The sequence below is a fragment of the Tundrisphaera lichenicola genome (assembly GCF_051175385.1).
GTDB lineage: Bacteria > Planctomycetota > Planctomycetia > Isosphaerales > Isosphaeraceae > Tundrisphaera > Tundrisphaera lichenicola.
Window position 1 is genome coordinate 4,835,646 of record NZ_CP195106.1, and the last position, 25,713, is coordinate 4,861,358.

Consider the following 25,713-nt stretch of genomic DNA (forward strand, 5'->3'; position numbering starts at 1 on the left):
GCCTGCGCGTCGAGTAAGCCTGGGGGATTCCGATTTCGACTCGATGAGGTGCAAGGATGCGCGAGCCGAAGGGAGTCGTGTTCCCGCTTTCCGTGCCAAGGCGGCTGATAGCCGACTTACTACACTTCGCTGGTCGGGTCCCATCGATCCCGCTCAGTCGACTGATGGACGTTTCGTCGCTATTCGCCGCACGCAAGGCCCATCCCGCCCGGCCTTCCTGGTCGGTCATCTTCATGAAAGCATACGCGAAGGTCGCGATGGAGCACCCTCCGCTCCGACGAGCCCTCCTGGAGTGGCCGACTGCCCGGATGTACGAGCATCCGCAGACAAATTGCTCGCTGGCAATCGAGCGGACCTTCGATGGCGAAGAGGGGGTCTTTTTCGGGATGTTCCGGGCGCCCGAAGGACAGACCATCGGAGAGCTTCAGCGCTCTCTGATCGAGTTCAAGGACGCCCCGCTGGATGAGATCGGGTTCTTTCGTAGGATGATCCGGGTTAGCCGATTCCCGACACCGATCCGTCGCTTCCTTTGGTCGGCCAGTCTGAACGTCTCGGGGCGGGCCCGGGCGAAGAGATTCGGGACCTTCGGGGTCACGACCCTCGGTGGTCGAGGGGTCGAGCAAATCCACCCGCTCTCTCCCCTGACCACGACACTCACCTTCGGCCCGATCGACGCTTCGGGCAAGGTCACTGTCAAGATCATCTACGATCACAGGGTCCTCGATGGGGCCTATGTCGCCCGGAGATTGGGCGACCTCGAAGAGATCCTGAAAGGGGAGATCCTGGAGGAGTTGAAGCGGGGCGAACCATGCGAGGTCCTCCCGCTGGCAAACTCGACAGCGATCCCCGGCCCGAATAGGGCAATCATCTCCCGATCACCCGTGCCGGCCAGGAAGGCCGGACACGGGGCCTGAACCCGGAAATCGATTATTCTAAGGATCTTGCGACTTCCTGGTCGGTCGTAACGCGAACTTCCAGGCGGCTCATCAACTTCTTGAGCGATTCCTCCTTGGCGGAGACGTGCAGGACGGTGTCGAGCACGATCGCCTTTCGCTCGTCCGAGACGTGCAAAACCAGACGCCCGGCACCGAACATCAGGTGTTCGAAGACGTCGGGAATCTCCTTGTCGAACTTCAGGTTCAGCGTCGGATAGCGTTCAAGATCGCTGAGTGGGCCGTGGTGGTGGAGGATCTCGTTGGGCAAGATCTCCCAGTAGTCGAGCCATCGCGTGATGAATATCGTGGCGTAGACGATCAACAGAATCAGCGCAGTCATGAAGTAAAATTGAGCGTTCGCGCGGACGTACACTCCCTGGAAAAGTCGCTCCAACGGCTCAAGTATTCTGACGAACATCCCGAGCCAGAGGAGGAAGAACAATACTGTCGTCCCCAGCAGGATCAGCGCGAAGATCGTGAATCGAGGAAAGTCGATCGCAAGGATCAACATGTTGAACAGGAAGACTCCCAGGAAGATCATCCCGAGGAGATTCTCCGTCCTGCGGAAGCGTTTCGGGTCAGGCTGACTCGGGATCGGGGAGTTCAACACGGGATTTTGGGCTGGTTGTGCAACCGAAATGTCCCCGGGCTGCTGAATTTCTCCCACGTTATTGAGATGGCTCGCGCTGGCATCCTGATCCCCGATCCACCACATTCCGATCCAGCAGATCAGGGACATGATGAGGGTCGGGAAGATGAAGATGATTTTGGGGTAGGTGAAAATCCGTACCCCCTTTTCTCGGGGGGTAGACGGCAAATTCGAGGAGGCTTTCGGGTCCGAGGCCATGTCGGCGGGCTCCTGGATCGAACGTGTGTAGAGGCTGGCGTTTGGGGTTGAGTCCCCGACTCGAAATCGGGCGCATTTCTGGTCCCAGGGCAAACGATTGTGGGCATCGTACCGCCGGGACGACCCTCGGGAAAGGGTCCGGCGGCTTCAGCGACGCGTCCGACCTGGTCCTCGGAGCATTTGCAATTCGCGCTCCGGAATTGATTCGCCCCTCGCGGCGATTACATTTCGAGGAATCAATCTCAGAGTAACTCTCGAATCGGTTCCCCTTCAGAGAGAATCGCGGCCGGTCTCCCGGTTGTATCGAGGAACTCTGCCCGATCATCAGTCCCTAGATGTCGGTAGATCGTAGCCAGGAGAACCTTCGGCGTTAAAGGGAGATCCGAGGGGTATTCTCCTCGACGGTTCGTCGATCCGATCACCTGGCCCATTTTGAGCCCCCCACGGCGGATCAGGGCGGATTGAGCGGAAGGCCAATGATCCCGTCCGAACAGGCCATCAGCCCGAGTCAGCCGGGGCGTTCGTCCAAACTCGCCGACCGTCACGATTATTATTTTTCGATCCGGTCCTCGGGCATAAACGTCCTCGACCAATGCCGAAAGAGCCTGGTCCATGAAAGGGGCCCGATGTTTCATCGCGTCGCCTAGATCCCATCGAGTCTGAACGTTGATATGATCGTCCCAGCTGAAATAGCGTTCCGAAATCGAGGGCGCCAGGGCATCGATCGAAATGACCGAGGAACCCTCCTCGGCCAATCGACGGGCCAGTAAGCAACTATGCCCCCAGAGATGTCGACCATATCGGTCCCTCAGCCGGGGATCTTCGCAAGTGAGCTCGAGGGTGGAACTGATTCTTGGGTTATTCGAGAGCCTTAGGACTTCAACCCGGAAGGAATAGCCCGATTCGATCGAGCTTCCCTCCTGAATCCGCGGGAAGTCATCAAACGGTCGAAGCAACCCACGGCGATCGTCGAGTCGGCGGCCATCGCCCGGTCAGCAACTCGATGGGCCCGTCGTTATGGGCCGAGATCTCGTGATGTAGAGATCGGACGAGGGCGATCTCGTCTGCGAGTTCAGACTGGAGCGGGAACAACTCGCAGAGGTCAAGGCCGGGTTCATTGGTCGAGATGGGACGGAAAGGGCCGCGAATCTCGCTAGGTGCGTCGGGCTTGGGGTCGTAAGTCTCGAAGTGGCCGGGGCCGCCCCAGATCCAGAAACGGATCAAGGCAGTCTCCAGGTCGGGCCGACTGGCCTGAGTCCTCGCCGCGAATATGTCGGAATGGCCAAGCCCTCCGGGCCAAGGTTCCAAAACTTGAGAATTCCCGACTATGGAGTGGCCCGGCGCACTGCTGGGATCTCATGGCGAACCCCATCCGGAGATGTTTGAAACTGCTGGAATTTTCCCGCCGTGGCTTCGAACGATATCTCCAAGGAGTGAACCTATGCTCGTCGGACTGATTCTAATCGTAACCTTGGGCCGTTAATTAGAAGAGTTCCGCGATGGGGCTTCCCTGATCGACGATGAATCGAGGTCGTCCGGAGCCGTCGACATAGGTCGTGTCGAGCGGGAGACCCATGTGTCGATAGATGGTCGAGGCAAGGTCGCCCGGAGTGACCGGTCGATCCTTGATATAGGCGCCGTCGGTATCGGTCGATCCGATGACTTGCCCGTGTTTCAGGCCGCCGCCCGCCATCGCCATGGACATGACGACAGCCCAGTGGTTGCGGCCATCGGTACTGCCCTGGGTGCCCATCACCGGTGTCCGACCGAACTCACCCATCGCGATCACCAGGACGTCATCGAGGAGACCTCGTTCTTCCAGATCGGATACGAGTGTGGTAATCAGGTGATCGAAGGTCGGTAGGAGTGGTTTGAGCCCCTTACTGATCCCTCCATAAGGAGGGATGTTATCACCGTGGTTGTCCCAGGTGCCCGAGGACGGATGGTAACTCAGGTCGATTGTGACGAAGGCGACCCCAGCCTCGACCAATCGTCGAGCCAGGAGCGCCTGCTGGCACCAGAGGTGCTTTCCATATCGGTCACGGACCGATTCGGGTTCCTTCGAAAGATCGAATGCCGACTGGGCCCGGCGACCGACGAGCATCTCGATGGCTTCCCGACCATGACGATCCATCGATGCGATGGCCTCGGACCGGTCGACCTCTCGACTCAACCGATCGAGGTCGGTCAGGAGGGCCCGGCGATCCATGAGTCTTTCCTGGCTCAACCCGATTGGAAGCTGGAAGAAGTCGGCCCCGGTTGATCGTCCGGTATCCAGCCCGACGTTGGAATAGATCGGGAGTCGAGTCGCGCGATTCGCGATGAACGGGTCGTATTCCTGCCCCAGATATCCAGCGTAGGCAATGTGACTTCGAGATGTCTGGAACGCAACGTAAGGGGGTAATCCAGGCTGGTTCGACCCGTGGTGCTTGGCGATGATCGATCCGATGGCCGGGTACATGTCGCCGGAAGGGTTGATCCGAGGAGCAGCATCGAGGTTGGCGGTCTGGAAGACTTTGTTGGGTTCATGATTGCTGTGGCGGCAGTCGACCGAACGGATCAGCGTAAACTTATCGAGCATGGCCGCTTGATTGGGCAAGTGCTCGCAGACGATCACCCCGGGCAACTTGGTGGGAATGACTCCAAATGGGCCGCGGTTCTGAAGCGGCCGATCGGGCTTTGGGTCCCAGGTGTCGATCTGGCTCGGCCCACCGGCCATCCAGAGCAAGATCACCGATTTGTTCCCGCGAATGGGCCGACCAGCCTCTGTAGCCATGGCCCGCTGGCGAAGCAGGTCGGGCAAGCTCAGCCCGGCCAGCCCCGCTAGCCCCGCCTTGAGCATGTTCCGACGGCTTCGGACGACCAACCCTTCCCGATCCAACGGATTGAGCCCGGCAAAGGCGTGGGGGTGGGAGTGTCGGTAAGCCCGTCTATCACTCATCGGACCGCCCTCGTTCCGAGTCAGGAGAGATCCCTCGCCTCCTGTTGCGATACAATTGTCGAAGAATCTTTGAGCGTGATCTTACGTCAGGTTTGACAGAGCTGCCAGTCCGTCCTGGAATTGCAAAGTCGGAGATTTCCCGCTCGTTGGGGGATGCTCCATATACCAGGATGTAATCCTCGTGAGAAAGAATCACAGGCCCGGATTGCGGATGGCGAACAGGACGGCGATATTGCGGTCGGTCGGTACCGATATCCAATCAGTTAAATCAACCCAACACGATTCATTTTCACACTCTCCAACGCCGTATATCACCGCAAATGCTACTCCGGTCGTGAGGTGGACGAACCGAGGCCGATCCCTCCTTAGCCTTGAAATCGGCAGGTCAGTCGGTGACATTGGAGGAGTTTAACTAATGAGATAGTTTGCAGAAGCTGATCGAGGTAATCAATGTTGGTGTCCATCCGGATGGCTGGATCATTCCTCGGTGGTGGGCTGGGACAGAAGACACTGGGCTAACGGTGAGGATTCGGGGAATCTGAACGGCGATCTCCGAAGGCGATGTCGTCGCCAGTCTCTTCTCTCCAAGGATTCAGGGTATGGATCGGCCGGGCTCCCGATCCACGCGCTTTCTTCAGGGCTTACCGGCAACCCACTCCTCGTCGAAGATTGCGTGGTTGATCACGGTTCGGCGATCCGAGGTGTAAACAAGGTGGATCTTGCCGTCGCGAGCCTGGAAGGCGGAGGGGTAGGCAAAATCGCCCGGTCCCTCCATGATATTCCTCCGAACCGTCCAGGAACGGTCGTCGTCGGGGGACAGGGCTATCGTCAAGGGTGTCCGACGGTTCATGCTATCGTTGTAAATCAGGAGGAGTCGGCCACTCTCAAGTTTGAGGAAGTCCACCGCGGCATTGGGATTCGGAAATTGAGAGTCCCGACCTTCGGACCAGGTTCGACCGCCGTCCTTCGATTCGGCTCGAATCAAGAAGCCCTCCTCATCGGCGCCGTATCCACCACCTCGTCGGCAATAGGCGATCAGGTGGCCCTCACCGATCTCCACCACGGCAGGCTGAATATTTCCCGTGGACGAGCGAATCGGGCCGCTCTCGACCCAGGCTGATTCCTTCTTTTTGAATCGGAAAAAAAACGAGGTGCTTTCCGGTCCAACCCGCTCCGTATTACTTCCCGTCTCCCGATAGGCCGGCAGGAGATAGTCGCCATCCAGCAATACGATCGGGCGATTACGGACCATCGTGCCAGCCCCGAGCGATAGTACAGAGGCATCCGACCAACTTCTTCCACCGTCACCGGATACCTTGAACTGAATCCGGGAGGTGGACCATGTTGAACCATCGCGGACCACATAAAAGAGCCAGACAAGGCGATCTGGCGCTTGCCAGACGACGGCATTGCCGACAGACCTGAGGGGATCATGGGCGATTGTCTCCGGTGTCGACCACTGATTTTCCCCCTTCTTGCATCGCGAGCCGTAGACGGCGGTATCGGTGGCATATTCTCTTTGGCCGCCGTAGTAAACGAGATAAAGGTCTCCGTTATCCAACTCAGTCATGCAGGCGGGGTGTTTATAAGGACCGGTGGCGATCTCGGGACCGAATACCCTCCGGATCTGGAATTCCCCGGCGTCGGCTGAGGTCGAGGCAATCCCAAGCATCAGGATCACGAGGCTTTTCGCCCAGCCGGGCTGCTTTTTCATCGAAAATCTCCTGGGCATTGATTTGAGGAATCGCTTGGGCTTTCCGACCGGTCGTGTAATCTATCCGAACGAAAGACACGTGGCGACGGCCCGTCGATTTCGCTCGGTCAACCCGAATAACCATCGGACGAAGCCCGGAATAGGAGTTCCTCGAATGCCACTGATCGATCACCCGCGTGGTGACTACCGCTTCCTGCCGGGGATCGCCCCCTATTCCTGCGGAGTGGCCTCCGTTCCGGGTTTCGAGATCGTCCACGTGACTCTCCAGATTCCCGTGCCTTACCTCACTGGTTTCCTGGTCATCGAAAAACATCTGAACGAGTCAGGTCGATCGAAGCAGGCCCTCTGCGGTATCGAACTCCGATCTCCCAGTCCATTCAGTTTCGAGGGATTCGCAGAATTCAATCGGAACTATGCCAGGATCCTGGAAGGGTGGGGATTGTTCGTCGAGGGCGCGAATCCAGTGGCCCGGACGAACGTCGCCCCCGCCTTGAATCCTCCCCTGGAGCCGATGCTCTATGGGTTCTCGTACTCCAGGCCCAGTGATTCCTCGCTCTCGCCGACCTTCGTCGTTGCCGGAGCCGGGGAGCTTCCCGAGGGAATCCTGGCACCCGAGGGAATCATATGTGCCGGGGACCTATCGCCGGAAGGTCTCGAAACCAAGGCGAGGTTCGTGATGGACCTGATGGAGCGGCGACTCCTCGGTCTGGGCTGCCAGTGGGACCAAGCGACCGCGATCGACGTTTACACGATTCATCCATTGGACCGCATCCTCCCCGAGGTCATCTTGTCGCGGAGCGGGACCTCGGGGGGACACGGGATTCGGTGGTTCTACAGTCGTCCACCGATCGTTGATATCGAATATGAAATGGACCTTCGTGGCGTTCGGACCGAGCTGCGAATCGGTTGAAACCAGATGCCTGAACCATCGTCGAAATGGCGGCGGTCTTGACGAACGAATGGTCGAGGTCGCCCTCGTCCCTTGCATGAGTAAGGTACCATTTCGTATGATGAGCGTCTTATAGGCCCGAGGTAGAGCGCGAGTAACTTTCTCGGATTTGATTTCGAATCGAAATGGGCTTTACAAACTGACAAAGCATAAGTATCTTGTTTCAGCCAAGTTAGATTACGGAGAGGTGACCGAGCGGCCGAAGGTGCGGCACTGGAAATGCCGTGTACTGTCACAGGTACCGCGGGTTCGAATCCCGCCCTCTCCGCTGCCAGTATTTTCAGTTCTTTCCTCGCTTGCCACATTCCGGTGACTTCATCGGACGCCCCTTGCCACCTACCGACGCGGGTGATTTACCAGTTCTCTCTCATGTTGATTCATGGAGGGACCTCGATGATTGTCCTGAAGCCACCCTCGTCGCATATCACGATTCTCTTTTTTATCCGGCTCGTCTTCTCGTATCTCGATTGGCGCTGAGATCACTCTCGGTCTGCTTGTCGAAATTGAAGTGAGAGGGCGATCTTCAGGATCGTTCAGGATTCTCCCGGAATTGGTTTCACTGGATTACTGGTGATCGTCACGATCGTCCGAATTTTTTTGGGATATGTGTCCTGGTTCGATTACTCTGTGTAGAGCCATTGATCGAAGTTTTACGACTTGAATCAATCCATCCCGATCTCACGGGTAAAAGCCGTCATCGAGAATGGCAGGCATGATCGGCTGGCTGGCTGGTTCTCGTCGGAATTCTAAGTTCTGACGCTCGAAGATTGGCCGAACAAGCCCGGCCGTGAAATTCTTCTCCGACTTTCGATCTCGTTCGAGAATACATCTTCGTTTCTTCGTGTCTGAATGGTCTTCTTCAGTCGAGGGGCTGGTGGCGCATGTGTTCGTCGGAACCTGGGGTCGATCCGCTCAGTCGCCCGGATCGGTCGGATACTCGAGCAAAGCGTTGGCATCCTGATGTGGCCGAGAAGCCACCAACAATCGTTGTATCGTCATTCCTGAGATAGTTCATTTTCTAATTGGATATTCGGTGGCAATTGCCCTGGTATACCTCCAATCGGAGCGGCGATTCGAGATCCCGGTCGCGGTCTGGTGGAGTAGACTATCGCTTTAGAGTAAGTGATTTCATGGTTGTTGTAAATTGTCGAGTGTTTTTGTGCTAGCTTTAATAGGTGATGATAATCGATGAAGTGTTGGTGGGGTTCCGGGGCAATTGCTCATCGTGATAATTGGCCGAGGACTGTGCGATGGAATCGATCCGGGTCGTCATCGTCGACGATCATAATTTGTTCAGGGCGGGGATTCGGGCGTTATTGAAGGAAATTCCGGGAATACTCGCCGTCGGTGAGGCCTCAGGAGGTCTGTCCGCTATGGCACTTGTCGAGGCTCATCACCCGGACGTTCTCCTCGTGGGTATCGTGATGCCGGGTTTCGGTGGGCTGGAACTCGCCGAGCGAGTCTCGCAAAATCATCCGGACACCAAGGTTCTTATCCTGTCGATGCATCGGGACGAAGAATACATCCGTCGCGCGATCTTGGCGGGAGCCAAGGGGTATCTGTTCAAGGACTCGGATACCGAGGAACTCGGCCTCGCTTTGAGGGCCGTCACTCGCGGCGAGACGTACCTTAGTCCATCGATCACGCATTCTTTGATCAGTGATTATCGAAGGCTTCTGGACGGAGATGCGGGACATCAAGGCGGGCTCACCCATCGCCAGATCGAGGTAATTCGATTGATCGCGGAGGGTCACAGCACCAAGGCGATCGCCCGAAAACTCGGCATCAGCGTCAAGACGGTCGAGACCCACCGGACTCAGTTGATGTACCGGCTCGACATCCACGAGGTGGCCGGCCTGGTCCGATACGCGATTCGTGTCGGGTTGATCGACTCCTAATACTACTCCGTTAATATCAACGGCAATTGCAATGAGCGATCCTTGCAATAGGGGCAATTGTGCCGACAGATCGGGGCCAGCAGCCTCTGCAAGGCACGGCGGATCGCCGGCACCGTGATCACCGGGCGGGTCCCCCCCTTTTTCCCGGCCGGGCCGGGTCTCGTTCCTCGCGTTCTCGCTCCAACGCCAGGAACCCGAAGGCCAGCATCACCAGGCAGGCGTGATGATGAAAGCCACGCCAGGAACGCCCCTCGTGATGGTCCAATCCGAGTTCTTCCTTCATCTGCTGATAACCTTGCTCCACCGGCCAGCGGCTCTTCCAGAGCCGGACCGCCTTGATCCGGCTGGTTCGGCCCGGCAGGTTCGAGAGGGCGTACTTGATCTTGCCGTCGGCCTGCTCCTCGATCAGCAGCCAGACCGGCTCGGCCCCGGCGCACTCGCCGGTGGCCCAGCCCCCGCCGGGCCAGACCCGAAGCCAGGCGAAGCGGCCCGACAGCTTCCCCTTGGTCCCCTCGCGCCAGGTCACCTTCCGCAGCGGTGTCGAGGCGGCCAACTCTCGCAGGCTCACCGGCTTCGGGGTGCCGGCCTTCAGTCGTGATCGCCGTCGCGGCCGCCCGCCGGACCCCGGCGGTCGGATCGCCGGCCCGGGGACCTCCCACGACGGCTCCTCGGTGGAGACCACCATCTCGTCGGTCACGCCCACGATGTAGGACAGGCCGCGCTCGGCCAACCCCTCTCGGAAGAGCCCGGAGACGCCGTAGCCGGCATCGGCCACCACGAGCCGGCCGGGCAACCCCTCGGCCCGCACCAGATCGAGAAGCTCCAGGGCGATCTGGCCCTTCGTCAGTGCTCGTCGTTGCTCCCGGGGCACGCCCGCCTTGTCGAGCCGCTTGGAGTCATCGAGCCAGACCTCGGGCAGGTAGAGTCGCATCGCCAGCGGGTAGTGGCCCTTCGGGGCGACGTAATGAACCGAGGGAGCGACCTGGCAGTTGGCCTTCTTGCCCTGGGCCCCGCAGTACTGACGCTGCACACCGACGGAGAGCTTGCCCTGCTTGGGGAAGCTCGTATCGTCAATGACGAAGATGCCGGCCGGAGAAGCGAGAGTCTCGGCCATGACGGAGCGATGACGCTTCCAGACGGCCATCTCGTCCCAGGTGCTCTGGCCGATGAACTGCTGGAGGGCCTGGTCGAGGTCGGCGACGACCAGGCCGGTCGGGAGGGTGACCTTGCGCGAGAGCGGCTCGATGCTCTTGCGGTCGCCGTCGAGGATCAGTCCCTGGAGGTAGACGCCGGAGTATTGGGCCTGTCGGGGCCGGTTGAAGTCGTCGCGGAAACGGGCGGCGTAGGCGTCGAGCCGTTCGAGGACTTCGGGTGCGAGTTCGGGGGTATAGGTGCGATTCATACCCTGCATACGAACCGGCCAGGCGTTCCGTTCGTATCAGATAACGGAGTAGTACTAAAGAATGAGCAGAAAAGATCTCCTCCGATCGATTAACGGAGAGTCTGATTTTTTTTAATAATTTCTGTTAAGCCTTCCGGGAAACCCCTGTCGGACTCTCGGGTCAAAACCGGAGGATGGATTCTCGATTCGATGCTATCTTAATCGCATCACGATCTTATTTTCGACTGCTTCGGGGTCATTGGATTCGAGTTGCGAGTGGGTCGAATTGGCTTGAGAGATCTGACCGGCTGATCCCGTTTCAGATCGCCTCGATTATCGCTGCTCGGATCCGTACAAAGCTCCCAAGGGCGTGATAGTCCCGCTGAACGGCGAAGGTGCCGTATCTACAAGAGAGATCCCGGAAACGCCTGTAATCGTTCAAGAACTCGAGATTCGAGTCGTCGTCGAATCAGTGACTGTTCTTCGGGCAGGGCAGATCGATTCGCGAACTTGACCAAATCGATCTCTCGGGGCCTTGAATCTGGTTCGTTCGTGGACGGGTGATGTTTGAGAGTCGGGATCCTGATGGAAAAGGAATACACCTCGATGCGTCTCGACAAATCTCCCAAGATGTCACTCCGTGACCAGCCCGACTTTCGGATCGACCCCGGGATCGATCAAGATAGTCTGATTCGGCTCCTCGGAGGGATCATGCGGGGCCTCGAAGGTGACATCAAGCCAGGGGCCAGCCGAGACACCCTGGTGAACCGCTGGGAGGACGATGAAAATGTTTATATAGAGATTCAGATGCCCATCGTTCCGGCCAAGACGATGGATATTTGCGTGACAAATGGAGTCGTTTTCGTCCGCCTCGATCGCTGAAGTGGCCGGATGGTGTTGATTCTATCCGTTAGATCTCGATTACCCGCGCTCGAGCGGTGACCTCCCACCGATCGACGACCTCTCCCTTTTCGAGGACATAGGCCCAGGAGTGGAGGGCACAGGTCGGGCAGACGTGGGTAGGGATCGCTAGCAGGGGGGTACCCGGCACGAGGGCGTCGGCTCCCGGGGCCTCGACCACGAGATGTTCCTCGCTCTGCCCTCCCAGGGTGGCGTCTGGTAGCCCGAGAAGCACCAGGCGGGCCCCGGCCGGGTCGGCCCCGACGGCTTTATGTCCCAGATCGAGGCAAACTCGACCCGGTCGAGGCCGACTGACGACTCGCGTGAAGAGGATCGCCGCCGGGGTGAAGGGTAGGTCGGGAAATTTGGCGGCATAGCCAGCGTCGTAGAAAACCGTGGTCCCGGGCGAGCATTCGACTCCCGGGGTCTTCACGGCCGCGTGGATCGGGAATGTGGGCGTACCGCCCAGGACGAGGCGTGGCACCGAGAGTCCATCGGCGATGAGCCGATCTCGGAGCCGATGGATCGCCTCGAGGCCAGGCGCGGCCGATCTTCGGCGATCTTCCAGGTCCAGGTCGCGGACATGGCCGTCATAAGCATGAAGGCCATCGGTGACCAGATTAGGCAGCGAATCGACGAGTCTATAGAGCGCCTCGGCGTTGTCGTCCGTGGAGATCCCGGTCCGTCCCATCCCCACTTCCAGGTCGATCAGGACGGGCAGAGGTCGTTTTATGGAAGCCATCGCGGCGGAGAGGGCGCGGGCGATGTCGGGGTCGTCGACCGTCGCGCGAAATGTGGTATCGGGGTACGCTTCGATCAATCGGGCGAGTCGTTGGAGATTCGGGCCGACGATCGGGTATGAGATCAGGACATCCTTCCCGCCCGAAGAGGCGACCATCTCGGCTTCGGCTATGGTGGCGCACTTATGCTTGTGGATGCCCATCGATTCGACCAGTCGGATCATCGCGGGCATCTTGTGCGTCTTGACGTGGGGGCGGAGTCGCTCCGGATCGCCCGCGATCTCGATCATCGCTCGGAGGTTGTCACAGACCAGGTCGCGGAAGATCAGCAGGGATGGGCTCAAGAGTTCTTCGGGCCTGGCGATCGGATAGCGGGGTTCGATCAACATCATCGGTCGGATTTCTCCGAAGAGGGCGGCAGCAGGCCGACGACGGCGGCGGTCATGGCCCGGACCCCGGTCCTGAGGCTGGGGATGGGGTCTGGTTGGTACAGGGCGGAATGGAGCGAAGGGAGGGTTTCCCCTTTCGCCTCGGCCTCGGCGATCCTGGCGGGGGGGATCGTCCCCAGGCGGAACATGAAGATCGGGACGCCTCCCTGGCTGAACAAACCGAAGTCTTCGGCACCCATGACCGGCTCGACCGTCTCGACATTGGGGCTGCCTAGCTCATCGGCCAGGAAGGGGACGACCCGGGCCACCAGTTCGGGACTATTGATCGTCGGCGGGGTATTCTCGCCGACGGTTACGGTGGGAGCTGGGGCCCGGTGGGCTTCAGCCAGTCCCTTGGCCCGCCTGCGGATCCCTTCGACGAGCTGGTCGCCCACTTCGGGCCGGAACGCCCGGAGGGTGAGCTGGAGGCGGACCTCGTCGGAGATGATATTGTGCTTGGTCCCTCCGTGGATCGAGCCGACGGTCAAAACGGCCGAGTGGATCGGGTCGACCTCGCGGCTGACGATCGTTTGGAGGTCGAGGACCAGCAAGGAGGCCAGGACGATCGGATCGACCGTCGAGTGCGGGGCCGCACCGTGCCCCCCCTTCCCCTTGACGATCACGTCGACCGAGGTCGAGCTGGCCATCGCGGGGCCGCTGGTGTAGGCGACCTTGCCGGCTTCCAGATTGTGGGTGACGTGCAAGGCCAAAGCATAGTCGGGTTTGGGGAACCGCTCGTAGAGCCCGTCGGCAAGCATCTCCTTGGCCCCTCCGATCCTCTCCTCGGCCGGCTGACCGATCAGGACGACGGTGCCCGCCCACTTCGTCTTGTTGTCGGCCAGCCATCGAGAGGTGGCAACCAGGCTGGTCATGTGAACGTCGTGGCCGCACGCGTGCATCACACCGACTGGGACACCGGAGTCGCTCTGGACGACGACTTTGCTGGCGTAGGGCAGCCCGGTCGCCTCGGTGACCGGCAAGGCGTCCAGGTCCGATCGGATCAGGACTGTCGGGCCTTCTCCGTTCCGAAGGACCCCAACCACGCCTAGTTTGCCGACGTGTGTGGTCACCTCCGCACCCGCCTTCCTCAACTCCTCCGCGAGCCGCTGGGCGGTCTCGACTTCTTGATAGGACAGCTCGGGGTGGCTGTGGAAGTGCTGGTAGAGTGCGATCAATTCCTCTCGATTCTTGTCGAACCAGGCATCCTTCTCGCTGGCCCGCGTCATGGACCCGGCCAGACATGCGGCCGTCAGGGCCATAACGAATCGAACGCGCTTCATGATTCGACGCTCCCGAGGGTGGAATGGATCAGTCGAGGCCGTGCTGCTTGTTGTAGGCGAGGGCCTTGGCGTGCTCGGCCTCGGGGATCTTGCCAGCTCTCTGGTAGATGACCGAGAGGGCCGTATAGCTGAAGGTGTCGTCGGGCTCGATCTCGACCACCTTCTTGGCGTGATGGATCGCCTTCTCGGTCTCGGCGAGATCCACGTAGAGCTTGGCTAGCATCCCGTGGCCGATCGCGAAATTGGGGTCGATGGCGATCGCTTCTTCGAGCTTGACGATCGCGGCGGGCTTGTCGCCGCCGTCACGAAGGTCAACGGCCTGGTCATAAAGTTGGTCGGGGGTCGGCATCGGCAGGGCTCCGGCAAAGGGGTCCGCATCGCATCTTCTGACGGACCTCGGAAACAAACCCATTCTAGGGGGTCGGAGCCGCGATCCGCCAGGGTCCGGAGGATGGTTGGCCTCGATGTCCGGGAAAAAACGAACCCAATCGTATCGGAGGGTCTGGGAAGGTTTTGGTCCCGAGAAAAACGAACCCAACCGTGGGCGCCGGAAGCTTACCGGTCGAACAGATCTGATACACATTCGCGAATCGAGCGAGTTGACAACTCGGGATTCTCCCGGGACCCGATCGGAATTTCGCAAGTTTTCGGGTCTGCCTGCCGACAAGTCGCCGTTGACGCCCCAGGTCGCCCCGAGTACCATCCCGCGCCGATGGACCGGGCTCCAAGGAATGGAGGCCGGCGACTAGGCATGGAGGTCGAGTCATGGTAACGGGATCGAGTCTGCTCGCTCTGGCGATATCGGCGGTCGGTGCGGGCTCGGGGCCCGGCGACGAGCCCATCTCTTGCCAGATCCGAATTCTGACGATGAACGGGCTGGAGTGGCGATCGGCCTATTACTCACGTCTCCAACCCGTCGCCCGACAAGGGACCTCGGCGATCTGGACCGCCGATCGAGCCCTGGGCGAGAAAATGACCGCCGAGGCCCTGACCTCCACGGTCACCCCCGTCTGCACCAATCCGGGCGAGACCAAGGTCGACTTCCAGGCCAAGACTCATTACGTCGGGCATGAGGAACGGGTGGCCGACGGCCCGATCAATCAGGCGACCGCCGTCGCCTGGAAGCCGGAAGTCGCCGTCGTCGAGGAAGGCTTTCACGCAGTCGTCTCGGGCCGGAAGCTCGATCAGGGCGTCCTCAGCCGTATCCGAATCGAAGAGTCCCACATCAAGGCGATGCATTTCGTCAATGTGACCGAGACCGTCCGGAAGCTCGATGGGCCGGCGGCCTACTCGAAGCTGACCACGGGCGAGATCCTGAACCAGTTCTTCCAGAATGTCTCCTTGAAGCTGACTGGTGAGTTCCGAGTCATCGGCATTCGCGGCGATGGGGACGCCCTTTCCAAGGTGGAAATGGTCGAGACGCTGGGAGAACCAGGTCAGAAGATTACCGTCCAGCACAGTATCCCCGAGATCTCGCATGCTCGGGTCGAAGGGGAGTGGCTGATCCCCAAGGACGGCGTCCTCTTGGTAAGCCTCGGTGTGGACACCGTGGCCGAGCCCAATGGCAAGGCCGCCGTTCGCGAGCGAATTGCGGTCATCGAGGTCGAGCCCGCTCCCGCCGGGATGGCGATGACCCATCCTCACTTCGAAGGCGGGCATCCCTGGCTCTCGCCCGATTTCCGACCGAAGAAGCCGCCCGTCCCGTCGCGATCGATGCCCATCGCGGTGAATCCTCAAGGACAGGTCGTCGACCTGCCCCCCTTGCCCGAAGCCATGGCTTCGGCCGATCTGAACCAGATCCATCCCGAGCCTTATCAGCCCAGCCCGCAGTCGGTCCACGTCTCGACCGGGTCTGCGGATGTGCAGGTGGCACGGACTGGCCTCGAGACGCCTAGGCCGGAATTTGGGACTTCGGACCTGACCAAACCCGGTTTGTTCGTTCGCCTTCCCTCCCCCCCCCTGCCCGCCCGTACCACGCCCGAGGCCATCGATAAGGACGGTCAGGTCATCGACCTTCCCCCACTGCCCGAGGCGCTCGCCTCGGCCGATCTCAACCTGGTCAACCCCGATAAGCCCAGCGGACAGTCCCGGCACATCGTCTCCGAACCGATCCGGGATGCGGATCTCGCCCGGACGAGCCACGAGTTCGGCGTTCCCGATGTGTCGAGCAACGCGATTTATCGGCCGCTAATGGTTCGACTGGCCGAGGTATTGGCTTCGGTACTGGAGGAGAGTTGCGAGGACGAAGGTAAATTCTTCGTCACGGCGACACCCGCCGAATTCGACATTCAGGTTCTCAACGAGAACGATCAAGCGACCTGCTCGAAGGCGGATCGCGAGAAGGGCAGCAACACTCCACTCTCGGCTCCGGCCCGGATGGCCCTGGGCTTGACCATCGATGATTCGGCGGGTTCAAAGGTCCTCGACTCCTCGACGAGCCTGGAAACGGCCCTCAAGAATCCCGGCAAGACCGAGACTCGTTACCTGAAGATCGGCGACAAGTTCTCGCTAGAAATCAGGGCAACCGTGGTCCCGACAGGCCCCGGGATGTACAACAAGGAAAAGAAGGACGAGTCCCCGGCCGAGAAGCCCTGATCGAGGGGCATCGCCCGAGGGTCGCGAGTTCATCCCCGCCGTCGATCGGGGCGGCGGGAGCGTGATTCGGATCACGGGAAGGTCATCGAGCATGTCGGAGAGTCACCAGGCCCACCTGGCCGCAGCTTCGCTCAATCAAACCGTCGGCGATTGGTCGGGCAACGACCGACGGATCAGGGCAGTGATCGGGGAAGCTCGCGACGCCGGGGCGCGGCTCTTGCTCCTCCCCGAGATGTGCGTGCCGGGCTATAGCCTGGGCGATCGCCTCCTCCGTGTGGGGACGATCGAACGATCCTGGGACCTGACCCTTCGACTGGCCGAGGCCACCGAGGGGATGGCCGTCGCGGTCGGCCTGCCCGTCCAGTTCGAGGGCGTCCTTTACAACGCGATGGCCCTGCTGGCCGACGGGAAGTTCGTCGGGCTGGTCGCGAAAGAGAACCTCGCGACCGGCGACGTCCAGTACGAGAACCGCTACTTCTTGCCCTGGCCGCACGGGCGGGTGGTCGACTATCGGGGCCCGGACGGCACGGTCGCGCCGCTCGGAACTCAAATGTTCCACCTTCCCGGGCTAGGGACAGTGGCCTTCGAGATCTGCGAGGACGCATGGAAGGGGCTCCGGCCCGGATCGACCTACGCCCTCGCGGGTGCGGAGATCCTGCTGAATCCGTCGGCCTCCTGGTTCTCGATCGGAAAGCATCGGAATCGTCGGAGACTCGTCTCGCAAATCAGCCAGGAAGACCACTGCGTCTACCTCTACACGTCGCTCATGGGTTGCGACGCGACGCGGCTGATCTTCGATGGCAGCCTCTTCCTCGCCGTCGACGGGCGGATTGAGGTCGAGGGTCGTCGGTTCGTGTTCGATCGCGACCACGAGTTGATCCATCAAGTGGTGGATCTTCGCGAGATCCGCCACGCTCGGATGGAGGAAGGTTCCTGGCGCGACCAGAATTCGAGAGCCTCGTGGGGGGCCTACGGAGAGGCTCCCCGCGTCATCCGACTCCCGGGTGATTACTCGACCCGGCGGATTGCCCCGCCACCCCCCCCCTACTGGATCCCGCCCGAGCCGTGTCACCCCGACCCGTCCCTCCGTTATCTGGAGAATTCGGTCCTGGGCGGTCGGAAGATCGGCGAACGCGACCTAAACCACCTGGAACTGGAACTGGCCCTGGCCCTGGCCCTCCGCGACTACACGTTGAAGACCGGGATCAAGAGCTGTTGCCTGGCCCTCTCCGGGGGTCGAGACAGCGCGATGGTCGCCCTCCTGATCCAGCGGATGCACCGCTACGAGCATCCTGACCTGAAACCCGACGAACTGGCGCGAGTGGTCCACGAAAAGTTTCTCTGCGCCTACCTGGCCACCGAGAACTCGGGCGAGAAGACCCGAACGGCCGCGCGAGCCGTGGCCGAGGAATTGGGGGCCCGCTTCATCGACGGCCAGATCCAACCCGCCCTGACCGCCGCGCATCAGGTCGTCGATTCGATGACCGGCGACCCCCTGAGCTGGTCGCGCCCCGAACATGACATTCCGCTCCAGAACATCCAGGCCCGGGTCCGGGGGATGCTGATTTGGACGATCGCCAACCTCCACAACGCCCTCTTGCTCGTCACCAGCAACAAGAGCGAGGCGGCCGTGGGTTACACCACGATGGATGGCGACTCCAGCGGCGGCCTGGCCCCGATCGCCGACGTCCCCAAGAGCCTGATCAAGCTCTATCTCGACTGGGCGAGCGATTTCCACGGCCTCCAGTCGCTCCAGAAGATCAAGGCAATGGAAGCCAGCGCCGAGCTTCGGCCCCCCGGCCAGGAGCAGACCGACGAGGCCGACCTGATGCCCTTCCCGGTCCTCGACCAACTGATGTACGCCTTCGTGCAGCTCGCGCTCGACCCCCTGGAAATCCTGGTCCGCTACTGGCCCGCGATGAAGCAGCACTACGGCGGCGACCTCGCCCGGTTTGCCCAGGACGTGAAGAAGTTCGTCCGGCTCCTCTGCTTCGCCCAGTGGAAGCGCGAACGATTCGCGATCAGCTTCCGGGTGACCGCCTTCGACCTCGACCCCAAGACCGGCTTCCGATTCCCCCCCGTCCAGGCCCCCTTCACCGAGGAACTGGCCGAGATGGAACGATTTGTCCAACAGGTCCTGGCGGGAGAAGCGTCGATCGGGTCCGAGCCCGACGCCGGACACTGACCACCCCGCCAGGTGCGACCAGCACGGTCCCGACCTTGATGACGATTCGGGCGAGAATCCCTCGCCTCATCTCAAAGGTCCCCGGGTTTTAGCTCCGCAGTTCATCGCGACCGTCTTCCTCGATGGGCCGGATCGAGGGTCGGGAGCATCCAGGGCTTGGGATAGGGGAGGTGCCTCGACGTGCTCCAATCGTCGGTATACGGGCTGCGGTTATAGGGAAGAACCGAACTTGTCGCATACCGCCGTTGAACCACAGCAGGTCTGGCGAGGTAACGGGGTTGGGGTGCTTGATAAACGGACGGACGAGACTGGTAGTAAACCGTTTGCCCCAATGCCGTACCGGACGCCCCGATGGACCAGAATAGGACGCTTGCCAGGCCGATCGCGCGCGTGAAAAATCCTGGGAGAGTTTTCATCGGTGAGCTCCTATAAGACTTGAGGCGAGGTCAGCCCGCCCCGGCAATCTTAGCTTTTTTTCCGGACTGTAAGGCCCCGACGATCGCATCCACGTCATAAACGCAACCGCCCCAGGTCCCTCCGCCAACGGCCTGGAGCGCGGCCCAGAGTCGGGTATCGTCGGGAAGGTCGGGATCGGGCGAGAGACCGGGATCGGGCTCCCGCTCGATGAGAAGCAGGGCGGCTTGCTCGGGAGTGATCGGTTTGCCCTCGGCCCCGACCAGATCCACGCTCCCTTCAAGGTTGATCCGGTCGACGATGATTCGGATGGTGTCGCCGTCGCGGACCTTGGCTAGCGGTCCCCCGGCCAGGGCTTCCGGCCCGACATGACCGATGCAGGCTCCGGTGGAAACTCCGGAGAAGCGGGCGTCGGTCACCACGGCGATCTCCTTGCCGAACGAGAGGTGCTTGAGGGCGGCGGTGATCTGGTAGATCTCCTCCATCCCGGTCCCGAGCGGACCTCGGCCCATCAGGACGAGTACATCTCCAGCTTTGAGAGGGTGCGTCCCTTGCCCTTTGATGGCTGCGATCGCGTCGGTCTCGCGAGTGAAAACTCGTGCCGGGCCGGTCTTCCGATAGACCCCGTCGGGATCGACAACAGTTGGGTCGATTGCGGTGCTCTTGATGACCGAGCCTTCCGGAGCGAGGTTTCCCCGGGGAAACGTGACGGTACTGGTCAAACCTCGTGACTTTGCCAGGTCCGGCGGCATGATCACGTCGTCGGGCTCGACTCCGTCCTGATCCTTGAGCCGCTGCCGGAGGAGCGTCCTTCGGTCGCTCCCGGCCCACTCGTCGAGGACCTCGCCGAGGGTCCGACCGGTCACGGTCAGGACACCGAGTTCGAGCAGGCCGAGGTCGCGGAGGTGGAGCATCACCTCGGGAACTCCCCCCGCCAGAAACGCGCGGATGGTCGGGTGGTAACTCGGGCCATTGGGCAGGACGTCCACCAGTCGGGGGGTCTTCCGGTTGATCTCGGCCCAATCCTCGACGGTCGGGCGTTCCAGTCCGGCGGCGAAGGCGATCGCCGGGACGTGGAGCAGCAGGTTGGTCGAGCCACCGAAGGCGGCGTGGACCGTCATGGCGTTGCGGATCGAGGCATCGGTCAGGATCTCGGCCGTGGTCAGACCTCGAATGGAAAGCTCTACAAGTGCCCGGGCCGATCGACGCGCGACATCCTTCCAGATAGCCTGGCCCGAAGGAGCGAGGGCCGAGTGCGGCACGCTCAGCCCGAGAGCCTCGGCCACCACCTGGGAAGTCGCCGCAGTGCCGAGGAACTGGCAGCCCCCTCCCGCCGAGGCGCAGGCCCGGCATCCCAGCTCGGCGGCCTCCTTGAGGTCGAGTTCCCCGTGCGAGTAGCGGGCCCCGATCGACTGGACCTTGCCCGCATCCTCACCTACCCTCGGGGGGAGTGTTACACCGCCCGGGACAAGTATCCCCGGCAGATGCTTCGACCCCGCCAGGGCCAGGAGCATCGCCGGGAGGCCCTTGTCGCAGGTGGCCACGCCCAGCACCCCTTTCCGGCGCGGGAGCGACCGGATCAGGCGACGGAAGACGATCGCCGCGTCGTTCCGGTAGGGGAGACTGTCCATCATCCCGGTCGTGCCCTGCGTCCGGCCGTCGCAGGGGTCGGAAACCATGCCCGCGAACGGGGCCACTCCCAGCCCGGTCAGTTCTTCGGCGGCCTCGCGGACCAGGAGCCCGACCTCCCAGTGTCCCGTGTGATATCCGAGCGCGATCGGCGAGCCGTCCTCGTCCCGGAGACCTCCCTGGGTGCTCAGGATCAGGAACGGATCTCGGTCGACCTCCGAAGGCTTCCAGCCCATCCCGGCATTCTGGGTCAACCCGAACAGGTCGCCCGAGGGCCAGTCGCGGAGCATCGCGTCGGTCAACGGGAGCGACCCAACTGGACCTTCGGCCTTGGTCTGTACCTCGAACAGCGAGGGGTCGGTCGACGGATCGAAGAGAGGGATTGGGCCGGGTCGGACGCTGGGCATGGAGGAGGTCTCGGTGGGCGTGGTCCCGAAATCCGGGAAGATCGTCATTTGATCAGACCACGAAAGCCACCAGTCCGCAACGGGAGCCGCACCGGTTGTCTTTGCTATGTTTCCCGGGTTGGCAACGGATCAGTACTGGATCCGCGAGGGAATCGTCGACGCCAGACCTTCTCGATCGGTCCCCTGCAATTCCAGGCGAAAGCCAGGATCAAGCCGCACAAGACGGCGCGATCCAGGTAGATGAAGCCGATTGAGTTAACGAACCGGAGGGTCGGCTTTCCTGTCCAGCCGACGGGAAGTCGATCGAAGAGCCCGCGGAGGAGAAGCGGATCATTCCCAAAGGGGGAGGCCACGATGTTGACGACGTACGCCGTCGCAACGAAGGCGCCGTCCCGCACGCTGAGCGGCCGACGCCAGATGAGGAGGCGAGCCAGGGCGAAATCGAACAAGATCACGAAAATGGCGATCGCGGGAATCGTCAGCAACCCCGGCAAATTGCGAAAGACCGCCAGGTTGATGGCGACGATGATCGCGAGCCCCATGTAACTTTTCAGGTCGATCTCACCCCTGGGCACCTGCGTCCTCCCATCAGGAACGGATGAGTTCCAGCAGGGCCTTGCCGCCATCAACCAGGCGGATCGGTCGTCCGTCGGGGGTCTCGAACTGATAGTTGGGATCGATCCCGAGCGCGGTGTAAACAGTGGCGGCCAGGTCTGCCGGGGTGACCGGTCGGTCGATCGGAGAGTCGCCCTTGGCGTCGGTCTTGCCGATGACCGCTCCCTGGGGGATACCCGCCCCGGCCAGCAAGGCACAGTTGGCCCGACCGTGGTGGTCGCGTCCGCCATTGCCATTGATCTTCGGGGTCCGGCCGAATTCGCTGATCGAGACCACCAGGGTTTCTTCGAGCAATCCCAGCCGCTTCAGGTCGTCGAGCAGGGTGGAGAGCCCGATGTCGAGGGGAGGCGCCAGGGTATCCTTGATCGCCGGGAAATTCCCCTGGTGGGTGTCCCACTGGAGTTGGGCCGGACCTCGGTTGTTGATCGTCACGAACGAGACGCCCGCCTGGACCAGCCGACGGGCGAGGAGGCAGGACTGACCGAATGGGTTCCGGCCGTAGGCCTCGCGGACCTCGGGAGACTCGTCGCTGACCTTGAACGCGGCCTGGGCCTTGGACGAGGTCAGCAGGTCGTAGGCCCGGTCGGCGAACTGGTCGCGGCTAGAAACCAGGGTGGTTTTCGCCACGTCCTGGGTGAAACCGTCGAGCGTCTTGACCATGCCCCTCCGACGGTTGAGCCGGTCGAGCGTCAACTGGTCGGGCGGGGTGAGGTCGCGGACCCGGAACCCTTCGGCGTTGGGGTCGCCCCCGGCATCGAACGGATCGTAGGCTGGGGTCAGGTAGCCGCTGGACGCGAAGATCGGGGCGTCCGGCATCGCGACGTAAGGAGGCATGGCCCCACGGCTCGATTCCAGGGCCTTCGAGACCACGCTCCCGAAGCTGGGATAGACCAGCGCCGGGCTCGGCCGATAACCGGTGAGGAGATGGTGGGCCGCTCGATCGTGATCCGCCTCGGGCGAGGTGATGCTGCGAATCAGCGTGACGCGATCCATCACCTTCGCGAGTTTGGGGAAGACTTCGCTGATCTGGAGCCCCGGGACGGCCGTGTCGATCGGCTTGAATTCCCCCTTCACGTCGGAGGAGGCCTCCGGCTTGGGGTCGAACGTGTCGATGTGGGAGGCCCCGCCGGCCAGCCAGATCAGGATGCAGTGCTTGACCTTCGTCGGCTTCATCCCGCCCGAGCCAGAGGAGTACGCCTGGAGGCGGAAGAGGTCATCGAGACCCAGCCCGAAGGCGGTCAGCATCCCGGCCCTCAACAACGATCGACGGCTCGGTCCCTGGCAGGCTGCGGTACGATCGCGTTGTGTCCTGGACATGGCTAACTCCGGAACGCGAGGGGTTGGGGTGTTCTTGGAGCGAAGCGCTCTACTTCAATGATTGAACGCGAACTCACGCGAATTGAGCAGGGCCCAGAAGAGATCCTCGGCGGCCTCTTTCATCGAGGACGATTGTGACAGCTCGGCCGACCAGTGGGTGGTCTCCTCAGAGGTCGGGGGTCGGCAGAGGGCCCGGAGGTAAAGATTCTCGACGATCTCGTCGGGCGCGGGCGACAATTCGAGGAGGTTCGCCAGGTAGCCTCGGGGATTGGTGACCTTCCCTTCGATCACATCGCCGCCGATCAGCAGGAGCGACTGCCGGAGGCTCAGGGCGGGATTTGCCACCGAGGCACAGCCATTGATCCGGTTGCACCGTCCGAAGGTGTCCAGGATATCGCTCCGGGTCGAGGGGTCGGTGATCTCGATGGCCCGGGTCCCGTTCGGCTTGTTCTGGAATCGGTTGGTCACCTCGGTGGCCAGGGCGAGAGCATCGGCCATCTGGTGGGCGGTCAAGGGACGGGGCGTCTGGTGCGAGAAGAGGCGATGATCTTCCTGATTTCCCGGCAAGGTTGTCGAGGCCATCGCATAAGCCTCCGAGATCGCGACGGTTCGGATCAGGTCGCGAAGGTCGAACTTCTGCTTGACGAAGTGGCTGGCCAGAGAATCCAGGAGCTCAGGATGAACGGGCGGGTTCGATCGCGAGAGGTCGTCGGGCGGGTCGGCGATCCCCTTCCCGAAGAACTGGGCCCAGACCCAGTTGGCCATCGCCCGGGCGAAATACGGGTTCTCGGGCGAGGTCATCCACTCGGCGAGTTTGACCCGGGGATCTTCCGTCTCGGCCACCTTGATCGGCTCGCCGGTCAGGAGCCGTGCCACGGCGGGTTTGTGAGTCCGGAGGTGTTCCACTTGCCCCTTGGGCTCGATCTTGACGACGGACCGATTCATCATGCCGGGGCCATCGCCGCCGGAACGCTGAACCTTGGCGAAGGTGGCGGCCAGGCCGAAATAATCGTCCTGGGTCCAGACGTCGAACGGGTGATCGTGGCACTGGGCACAACGAATCCGGAGGCCGAGGAATCGCTGAGCGGTCTTCTCGGCCGAGACCTTGGGGTCGAGCCCTTCCAGGGCATAGGCCACCGCTCCGCTGGTCTCTCGATCGGCCGGATCACCGAGGGTCGTCAGGAGTTCTCGGACCATCGCATCCCAGGGGGCGTTCTCCAGGAGCTTCTGGGAGACCCAGGTCTGATAACTGTAGGCGGCGTTTCCCAGCTCGGGCCGGGCCGTGGTGATCTCCAGGAGGTCGCCGAGTTTGATTTGCCAGAACCGGCTGAAGTCTCGGCTGGCGATCAAGTTGTCGACCAGCTTGATTCGCTTCTCGGGGGATGTGTCCTTGAGAAATTCGCGGACCTGGTCGGGCGAGGGCTGTTCGCCGGTCAGATCCAGCGTGACTCGGCGGAGAAACGTGGCGTCGCTCGAAGGGGGGCTGGGCGGGACCTGGAGCGACTCCAGCCTCTTGAACAACTCGTCGTCGATGAAATTCCGCCGGGTCCGGCCGGCGAAGTCATACTTGAGATCGGGATTGATGAGTGTCGCCATCCGGGCCGAGACGACCTCGGATCCGTATCGAACCACGAGATCGGCTTCGCCTCGGCGAAGGAGTTTCGCCAGGCCCTTGTCATCGACGTCGATCACCGAGTCGTCGTTCACCTTGTAGTTTGCCAGCCGGGTCACGTCCCGATCATGGCCATCCGAGTAATGGGCCACGACTCGAAGTTGCTGGGGACCTGGCTCCTCGAGGCGAACATCGCCGGGCTCGACGGTGATTCGGTCGAGCTTCCCGTGATTCTTCGGCGTCGCGTCGGGGACACCAGCCTTCATCCAGGCCATGAGCGTCCGGTATTCTTCCGAGCCCACTCGAATTCTCGGGCCCCCCGCGTGTGGGATCCGGCCCGTGGCCTTCGCGAGGAATAGGCTCGACTCGGGACGGATCGTCGAGAGCCGACGCTCTCCAACGTCGCGCGTCAAGCTCCGGTAATCCCCCTCGGGGTCGTATCCGAAAAAGGAGAGATGGAACCCGTTCTGTCCATCGGCCCGCCCGTGGCATCCCCCCGTATTGCACCCCGATCGGGTCAGGATCGGCGTGATGTCCTGCGCGAACGACCAGGATCTGGGGGCATCCCCCACCTCGACCGTCGCCTCTGCGGTGGAAGATCCCGAAGTCGCAACGATTCGAGCTTTCCCCGGCCCGATCGGGCGGAGGTATCCTCCGGAGTCGATCTCGACCACACCCAGCGGCTCCACCTTCCAGCTCACGCTCGACGTCAGGTCACGACTTCCCCCATGCTCGCGGGGCTGATCCGCGATCATCTGGACGCCTGGGTCCCCCGCCAACATCTTCGAATCGGCGGGCATGAGTCGGATCGGGGGAACTGTCGGAGGGGCCGGCTTCGACGCAACCTTTTCAATCGGGGTCGCTGGTCGAGGGGCTGCCGGAACCTTGGGGAGGGTTTGGTCACCTCCGCCGCAACCGATGGCCGC

At 61.7% G+C, this 25,713-nt stretch carries 19 protein-coding genes and 1 tRNA gene; 7 read left to right on the top strand and 13 right to left on the bottom strand.

All coding sequences use genetic code 11. The features are described from left to right. Positions 1-56: 56 nt before the first annotated feature. Entirely contained in the window at positions 57-914 is an 858-nt protein-coding gene (locus tag P12x_RS18990; RefSeq protein ID WP_435006151.1) for a hypothetical protein, read from the top strand. A 13-nt stretch (positions 915-927) separates the two neighbouring features. Here P12x_RS18990 and P12x_RS18995 read toward each other — a convergent pair whose 3' ends face one another. From P12x_RS18995 to P12x_RS19015, 5 genes are all read right to left on the bottom strand, one after another. Beyond that, the gene (locus P12x_RS18995; protein WP_435006153.1) at positions 928-1,476 is read right to left on the bottom strand and encodes a hypothetical protein; all 549 of its coding nucleotides are present in this window, start codon (positions 1,474-1,476) and stop codon (positions 928-930) included. 548 nt (positions 1,477-2,024) lie between these two features. Beyond that, on the bottom strand, positions 2,025-2,738 hold the full coding sequence (locus tag P12x_RS19000) for a DUF1501 domain-containing protein (protein WP_435006155.1): 714 nt from the start codon (positions 2,736-2,738) through the stop codon (positions 2,025-2,027). Beyond that, on the bottom strand, positions 2,722-3,006 hold the full coding sequence (locus P12x_RS19005) for a DUF1501 domain-containing protein (protein ID WP_435006157.1): 285 nt from the start codon (positions 3,004-3,006) through the stop codon (positions 2,722-2,724). The genes P12x_RS19000 and P12x_RS19005 overlap by 17 nt, the downstream gene beginning before the upstream one ends. 259 nt (positions 3,007-3,265) lie before the next feature. Then, on the bottom strand, positions 3,266-4,723 hold the full coding sequence (locus P12x_RS19010; protein WP_435006159.1) for a DUF1501 domain-containing protein: 1,458 nt from the start codon (positions 4,721-4,723) through the stop codon (positions 3,266-3,268). A gap of 634 nt (positions 4,724-5,357) precedes the next feature. Further along, a complete protein-coding gene (locus P12x_RS19015; RefSeq protein WP_435006160.1) occupies positions 5,358-6,437 on the bottom strand; it encodes a sialidase family protein in 1,080 nt (359 codons plus the stop codon). Positions 6,438-6,591: 154 nt separating this feature from the next. Here P12x_RS19015 and cnbZ point away from each other — a divergent pair, with 154 nt between their 5' ends. From cnbZ to P12x_RS19030, 3 genes are all read left to right on the top strand, one after another. Next, positions 6,592-7,347, top strand: coding sequence for a 2-amino-5-chloromuconate deaminase CnbZ (cnbZ, locus tag P12x_RS19020; protein ID WP_435006162.1), 756 nt, complete (start codon positions 6,592-6,594; stop codon positions 7,345-7,347). Between the two features lie 220 nt (positions 7,348-7,567). Next, a tRNA-Ser gene (locus P12x_RS19025) sits at positions 7,568-7,654 on the top strand. A gap of 982 nt (positions 7,655-8,636) precedes the next feature. Beyond that, entirely contained in the window at positions 8,637-9,284 is a 648-nt protein-coding gene (locus tag P12x_RS19030; RefSeq protein WP_435006163.1) for a response regulator, read from the top strand. A gap of 118 nt (positions 9,285-9,402) precedes the next feature. On the opposite strand, the gene P12x_RS19035 is transcribed toward P12x_RS19030, so the two are convergent. Continuing rightward, a complete protein-coding gene (locus P12x_RS19035) occupies positions 9,403-10,686 on the bottom strand; it encodes an IS701 family transposase (RefSeq protein ID WP_435006164.1) in 1,284 nt (427 codons plus the stop codon). A gap of 585 nt (positions 10,687-11,271) precedes the next feature. On the opposite strand from P12x_RS19035, the gene P12x_RS19040 reads away from it, so the two are divergent. Further along, positions 11,272-11,547, top strand: coding sequence for a hypothetical protein (locus P12x_RS19040; protein WP_435006165.1), 276 nt, complete (start codon positions 11,272-11,274; stop codon positions 11,545-11,547). A 28-nt stretch (positions 11,548-11,575) separates the two neighbouring features. On the opposite strand, the gene P12x_RS19045 is transcribed toward P12x_RS19040, so the two are convergent. From P12x_RS19045 to P12x_RS19055, 3 genes are read right to left on the bottom strand one after another with little or no spacing between them, the layout of a single operon-like run. Beyond that, positions 11,576-12,697: a D-TA family PLP-dependent enzyme gene (locus tag P12x_RS19045; RefSeq protein ID WP_435006167.1), complete on the bottom strand. Its 1,122-nt coding sequence runs from the start codon at positions 12,695-12,697 to the stop codon at positions 11,576-11,578. Beyond that, positions 12,694-14,013, bottom strand: a complete 1,320-nt coding sequence (locus tag P12x_RS19050; RefSeq protein ID WP_435006168.1) for a M20 metallopeptidase family protein — start codon at positions 14,011-14,013, stop codon at positions 12,694-12,696. The genes P12x_RS19045 and P12x_RS19050 overlap by 4 nt, the downstream gene beginning before the upstream one ends. Before the next feature lie 28 nt (positions 14,014-14,041). Beyond that, entirely contained in the window at positions 14,042-14,362 is a 321-nt protein-coding gene (locus P12x_RS19055) for a tetratricopeptide repeat protein (protein WP_435006169.1), read from the bottom strand. Positions 14,363-14,778: 416 nt separating this feature from the next. Here P12x_RS19055 and P12x_RS19060 point away from each other — a divergent pair, with 416 nt between their 5' ends. Together P12x_RS19060 and nadE are read left to right on the top strand one after the other, a co-directional pair. Beyond that, positions 14,779-16,608, top strand: coding sequence for a hypothetical protein (locus P12x_RS19060; RefSeq protein WP_435006170.1), 1,830 nt, complete (start codon positions 14,779-14,781; stop codon positions 16,606-16,608). A 91-nt stretch (positions 16,609-16,699) separates the two neighbouring features. Next, positions 16,700-18,793, top strand: coding sequence for an NAD(+) synthase (gene nadE / locus P12x_RS19065; protein WP_435006172.1), 2,094 nt, complete (start codon positions 16,700-16,702; stop codon positions 18,791-18,793). A gap of 446 nt (positions 18,794-19,239) precedes the next feature. On the opposite strand, the gene P12x_RS19070 is transcribed toward nadE, so the two are convergent. The 4 genes from P12x_RS19070 to P12x_RS19085 form a co-directional block, all read right to left on the bottom strand. After that, positions 19,240-21,243, bottom strand: a complete 2,004-nt coding sequence (locus tag P12x_RS19070; RefSeq protein WP_435006174.1) for a YjhG/YagF family D-xylonate dehydratase — start codon at positions 21,241-21,243, stop codon at positions 19,240-19,242. A gap of 104 nt (positions 21,244-21,347) precedes the next feature. Then, positions 21,348-21,818: a hypothetical protein gene (locus P12x_RS19075; protein WP_435006176.1), complete on the bottom strand. Its 471-nt coding sequence runs from the start codon at positions 21,816-21,818 to the stop codon at positions 21,348-21,350. Between the two features lie 13 nt (positions 21,819-21,831). After that, positions 21,832-23,175, bottom strand: coding sequence for a DUF1501 domain-containing protein (locus P12x_RS19080; RefSeq protein ID WP_435006178.1), 1,344 nt, complete (start codon positions 23,173-23,175; stop codon positions 21,832-21,834). Between the two features lie 54 nt (positions 23,176-23,229). After that, positions 23,230-25,587: a DUF1549 and DUF1553 domain-containing protein gene (locus tag P12x_RS19085; protein WP_435006179.1), complete on the bottom strand. Its 2,358-nt coding sequence runs from the start codon at positions 25,585-25,587 to the stop codon at positions 23,230-23,232. Positions 25,588-25,713 lie beyond the last annotated feature (126 nt).

Bases quoted from the DNA above. Each gene is read 5' to 3' on its own strand.
- P12x_RS18990 (WP_435006151.1), top strand. From the start codon at position 57: ATGCGCGAGCCGAAGGGAGTCGTGTTCCCGCTTTCCGTGCCAAGGCGG.
- P12x_RS18995 (WP_435006153.1), bottom strand. From the start codon at position 1,476: ATGATCTTCCTGGGAGTCTTCCTGTTCAACATGTTGATCCTTGCGATC.
- P12x_RS19010 (WP_435006159.1), bottom strand. From the start codon at position 4,723: ATGAGTGATAGACGGGCTTACCGACACTCCCACCCCCACGCCTTTGCC.
- P12x_RS19015 (WP_435006160.1), bottom strand. From the start codon at position 6,437: ATGAAAAAGCAGCCCGGCTGGGCGAAAAGCCTCGTGATCCTGATGCTT.
- cnbZ (WP_435006162.1), top strand. From the start codon at position 6,592: ATGCCACTGATCGATCACCCGCGTGGTGACTACCGCTTCCTGCCGGGG.
- P12x_RS19030 (WP_435006163.1), top strand. From the start codon at position 8,637: ATGGAATCGATCCGGGTCGTCATCGTCGACGATCATAATTTGTTCAGG.
- P12x_RS19035 (WP_435006164.1), bottom strand. From the start codon at position 10,686: ATGAATCGCACCTATACCCCCGAACTCGCACCCGAAGTCCTCGAACGG.
- P12x_RS19040 (WP_435006165.1), top strand. From the start codon at position 11,272: ATGCGTCTCGACAAATCTCCCAAGATGTCACTCCGTGACCAGCCCGAC.
- P12x_RS19045 (WP_435006167.1), bottom strand. From the start codon at position 12,697: ATGATGTTGATCGAACCCCGCTATCCGATCGCCAGGCCCGAAGAACTC.
- P12x_RS19050 (WP_435006168.1), bottom strand. From the start codon at position 14,013: ATGAAGCGCGTTCGATTCGTTATGGCCCTGACGGCCGCATGTCTGGCC.
- P12x_RS19055 (WP_435006169.1), bottom strand. From the start codon at position 14,362: ATGCCGACCCCCGACCAACTTTATGACCAGGCCGTTGACCTTCGTGAC.
- P12x_RS19060 (WP_435006170.1), top strand. From the start codon at position 14,779: ATGGTAACGGGATCGAGTCTGCTCGCTCTGGCGATATCGGCGGTCGGT.
- nadE (WP_435006172.1), top strand. From the start codon at position 16,700: ATGTCGGAGAGTCACCAGGCCCACCTGGCCGCAGCTTCGCTCAATCAA.
- P12x_RS19070 (WP_435006174.1), bottom strand. From the start codon at position 21,243: ATGCCCAGCGTCCGACCCGGCCCAATCCCTCTCTTCGATCCGTCGACC.
- P12x_RS19080 (WP_435006178.1), bottom strand. From the start codon at position 23,175: ATGTCCAGGACACAACGCGATCGTACCGCAGCCTGCCAGGGACCGAGC.
- P12x_RS19085 (WP_435006179.1), bottom strand. From the start codon at position 25,587: ATGCCCGCCGATTCGAAGATGTTGGCGGGGGACCCAGGCGTCCAGATG.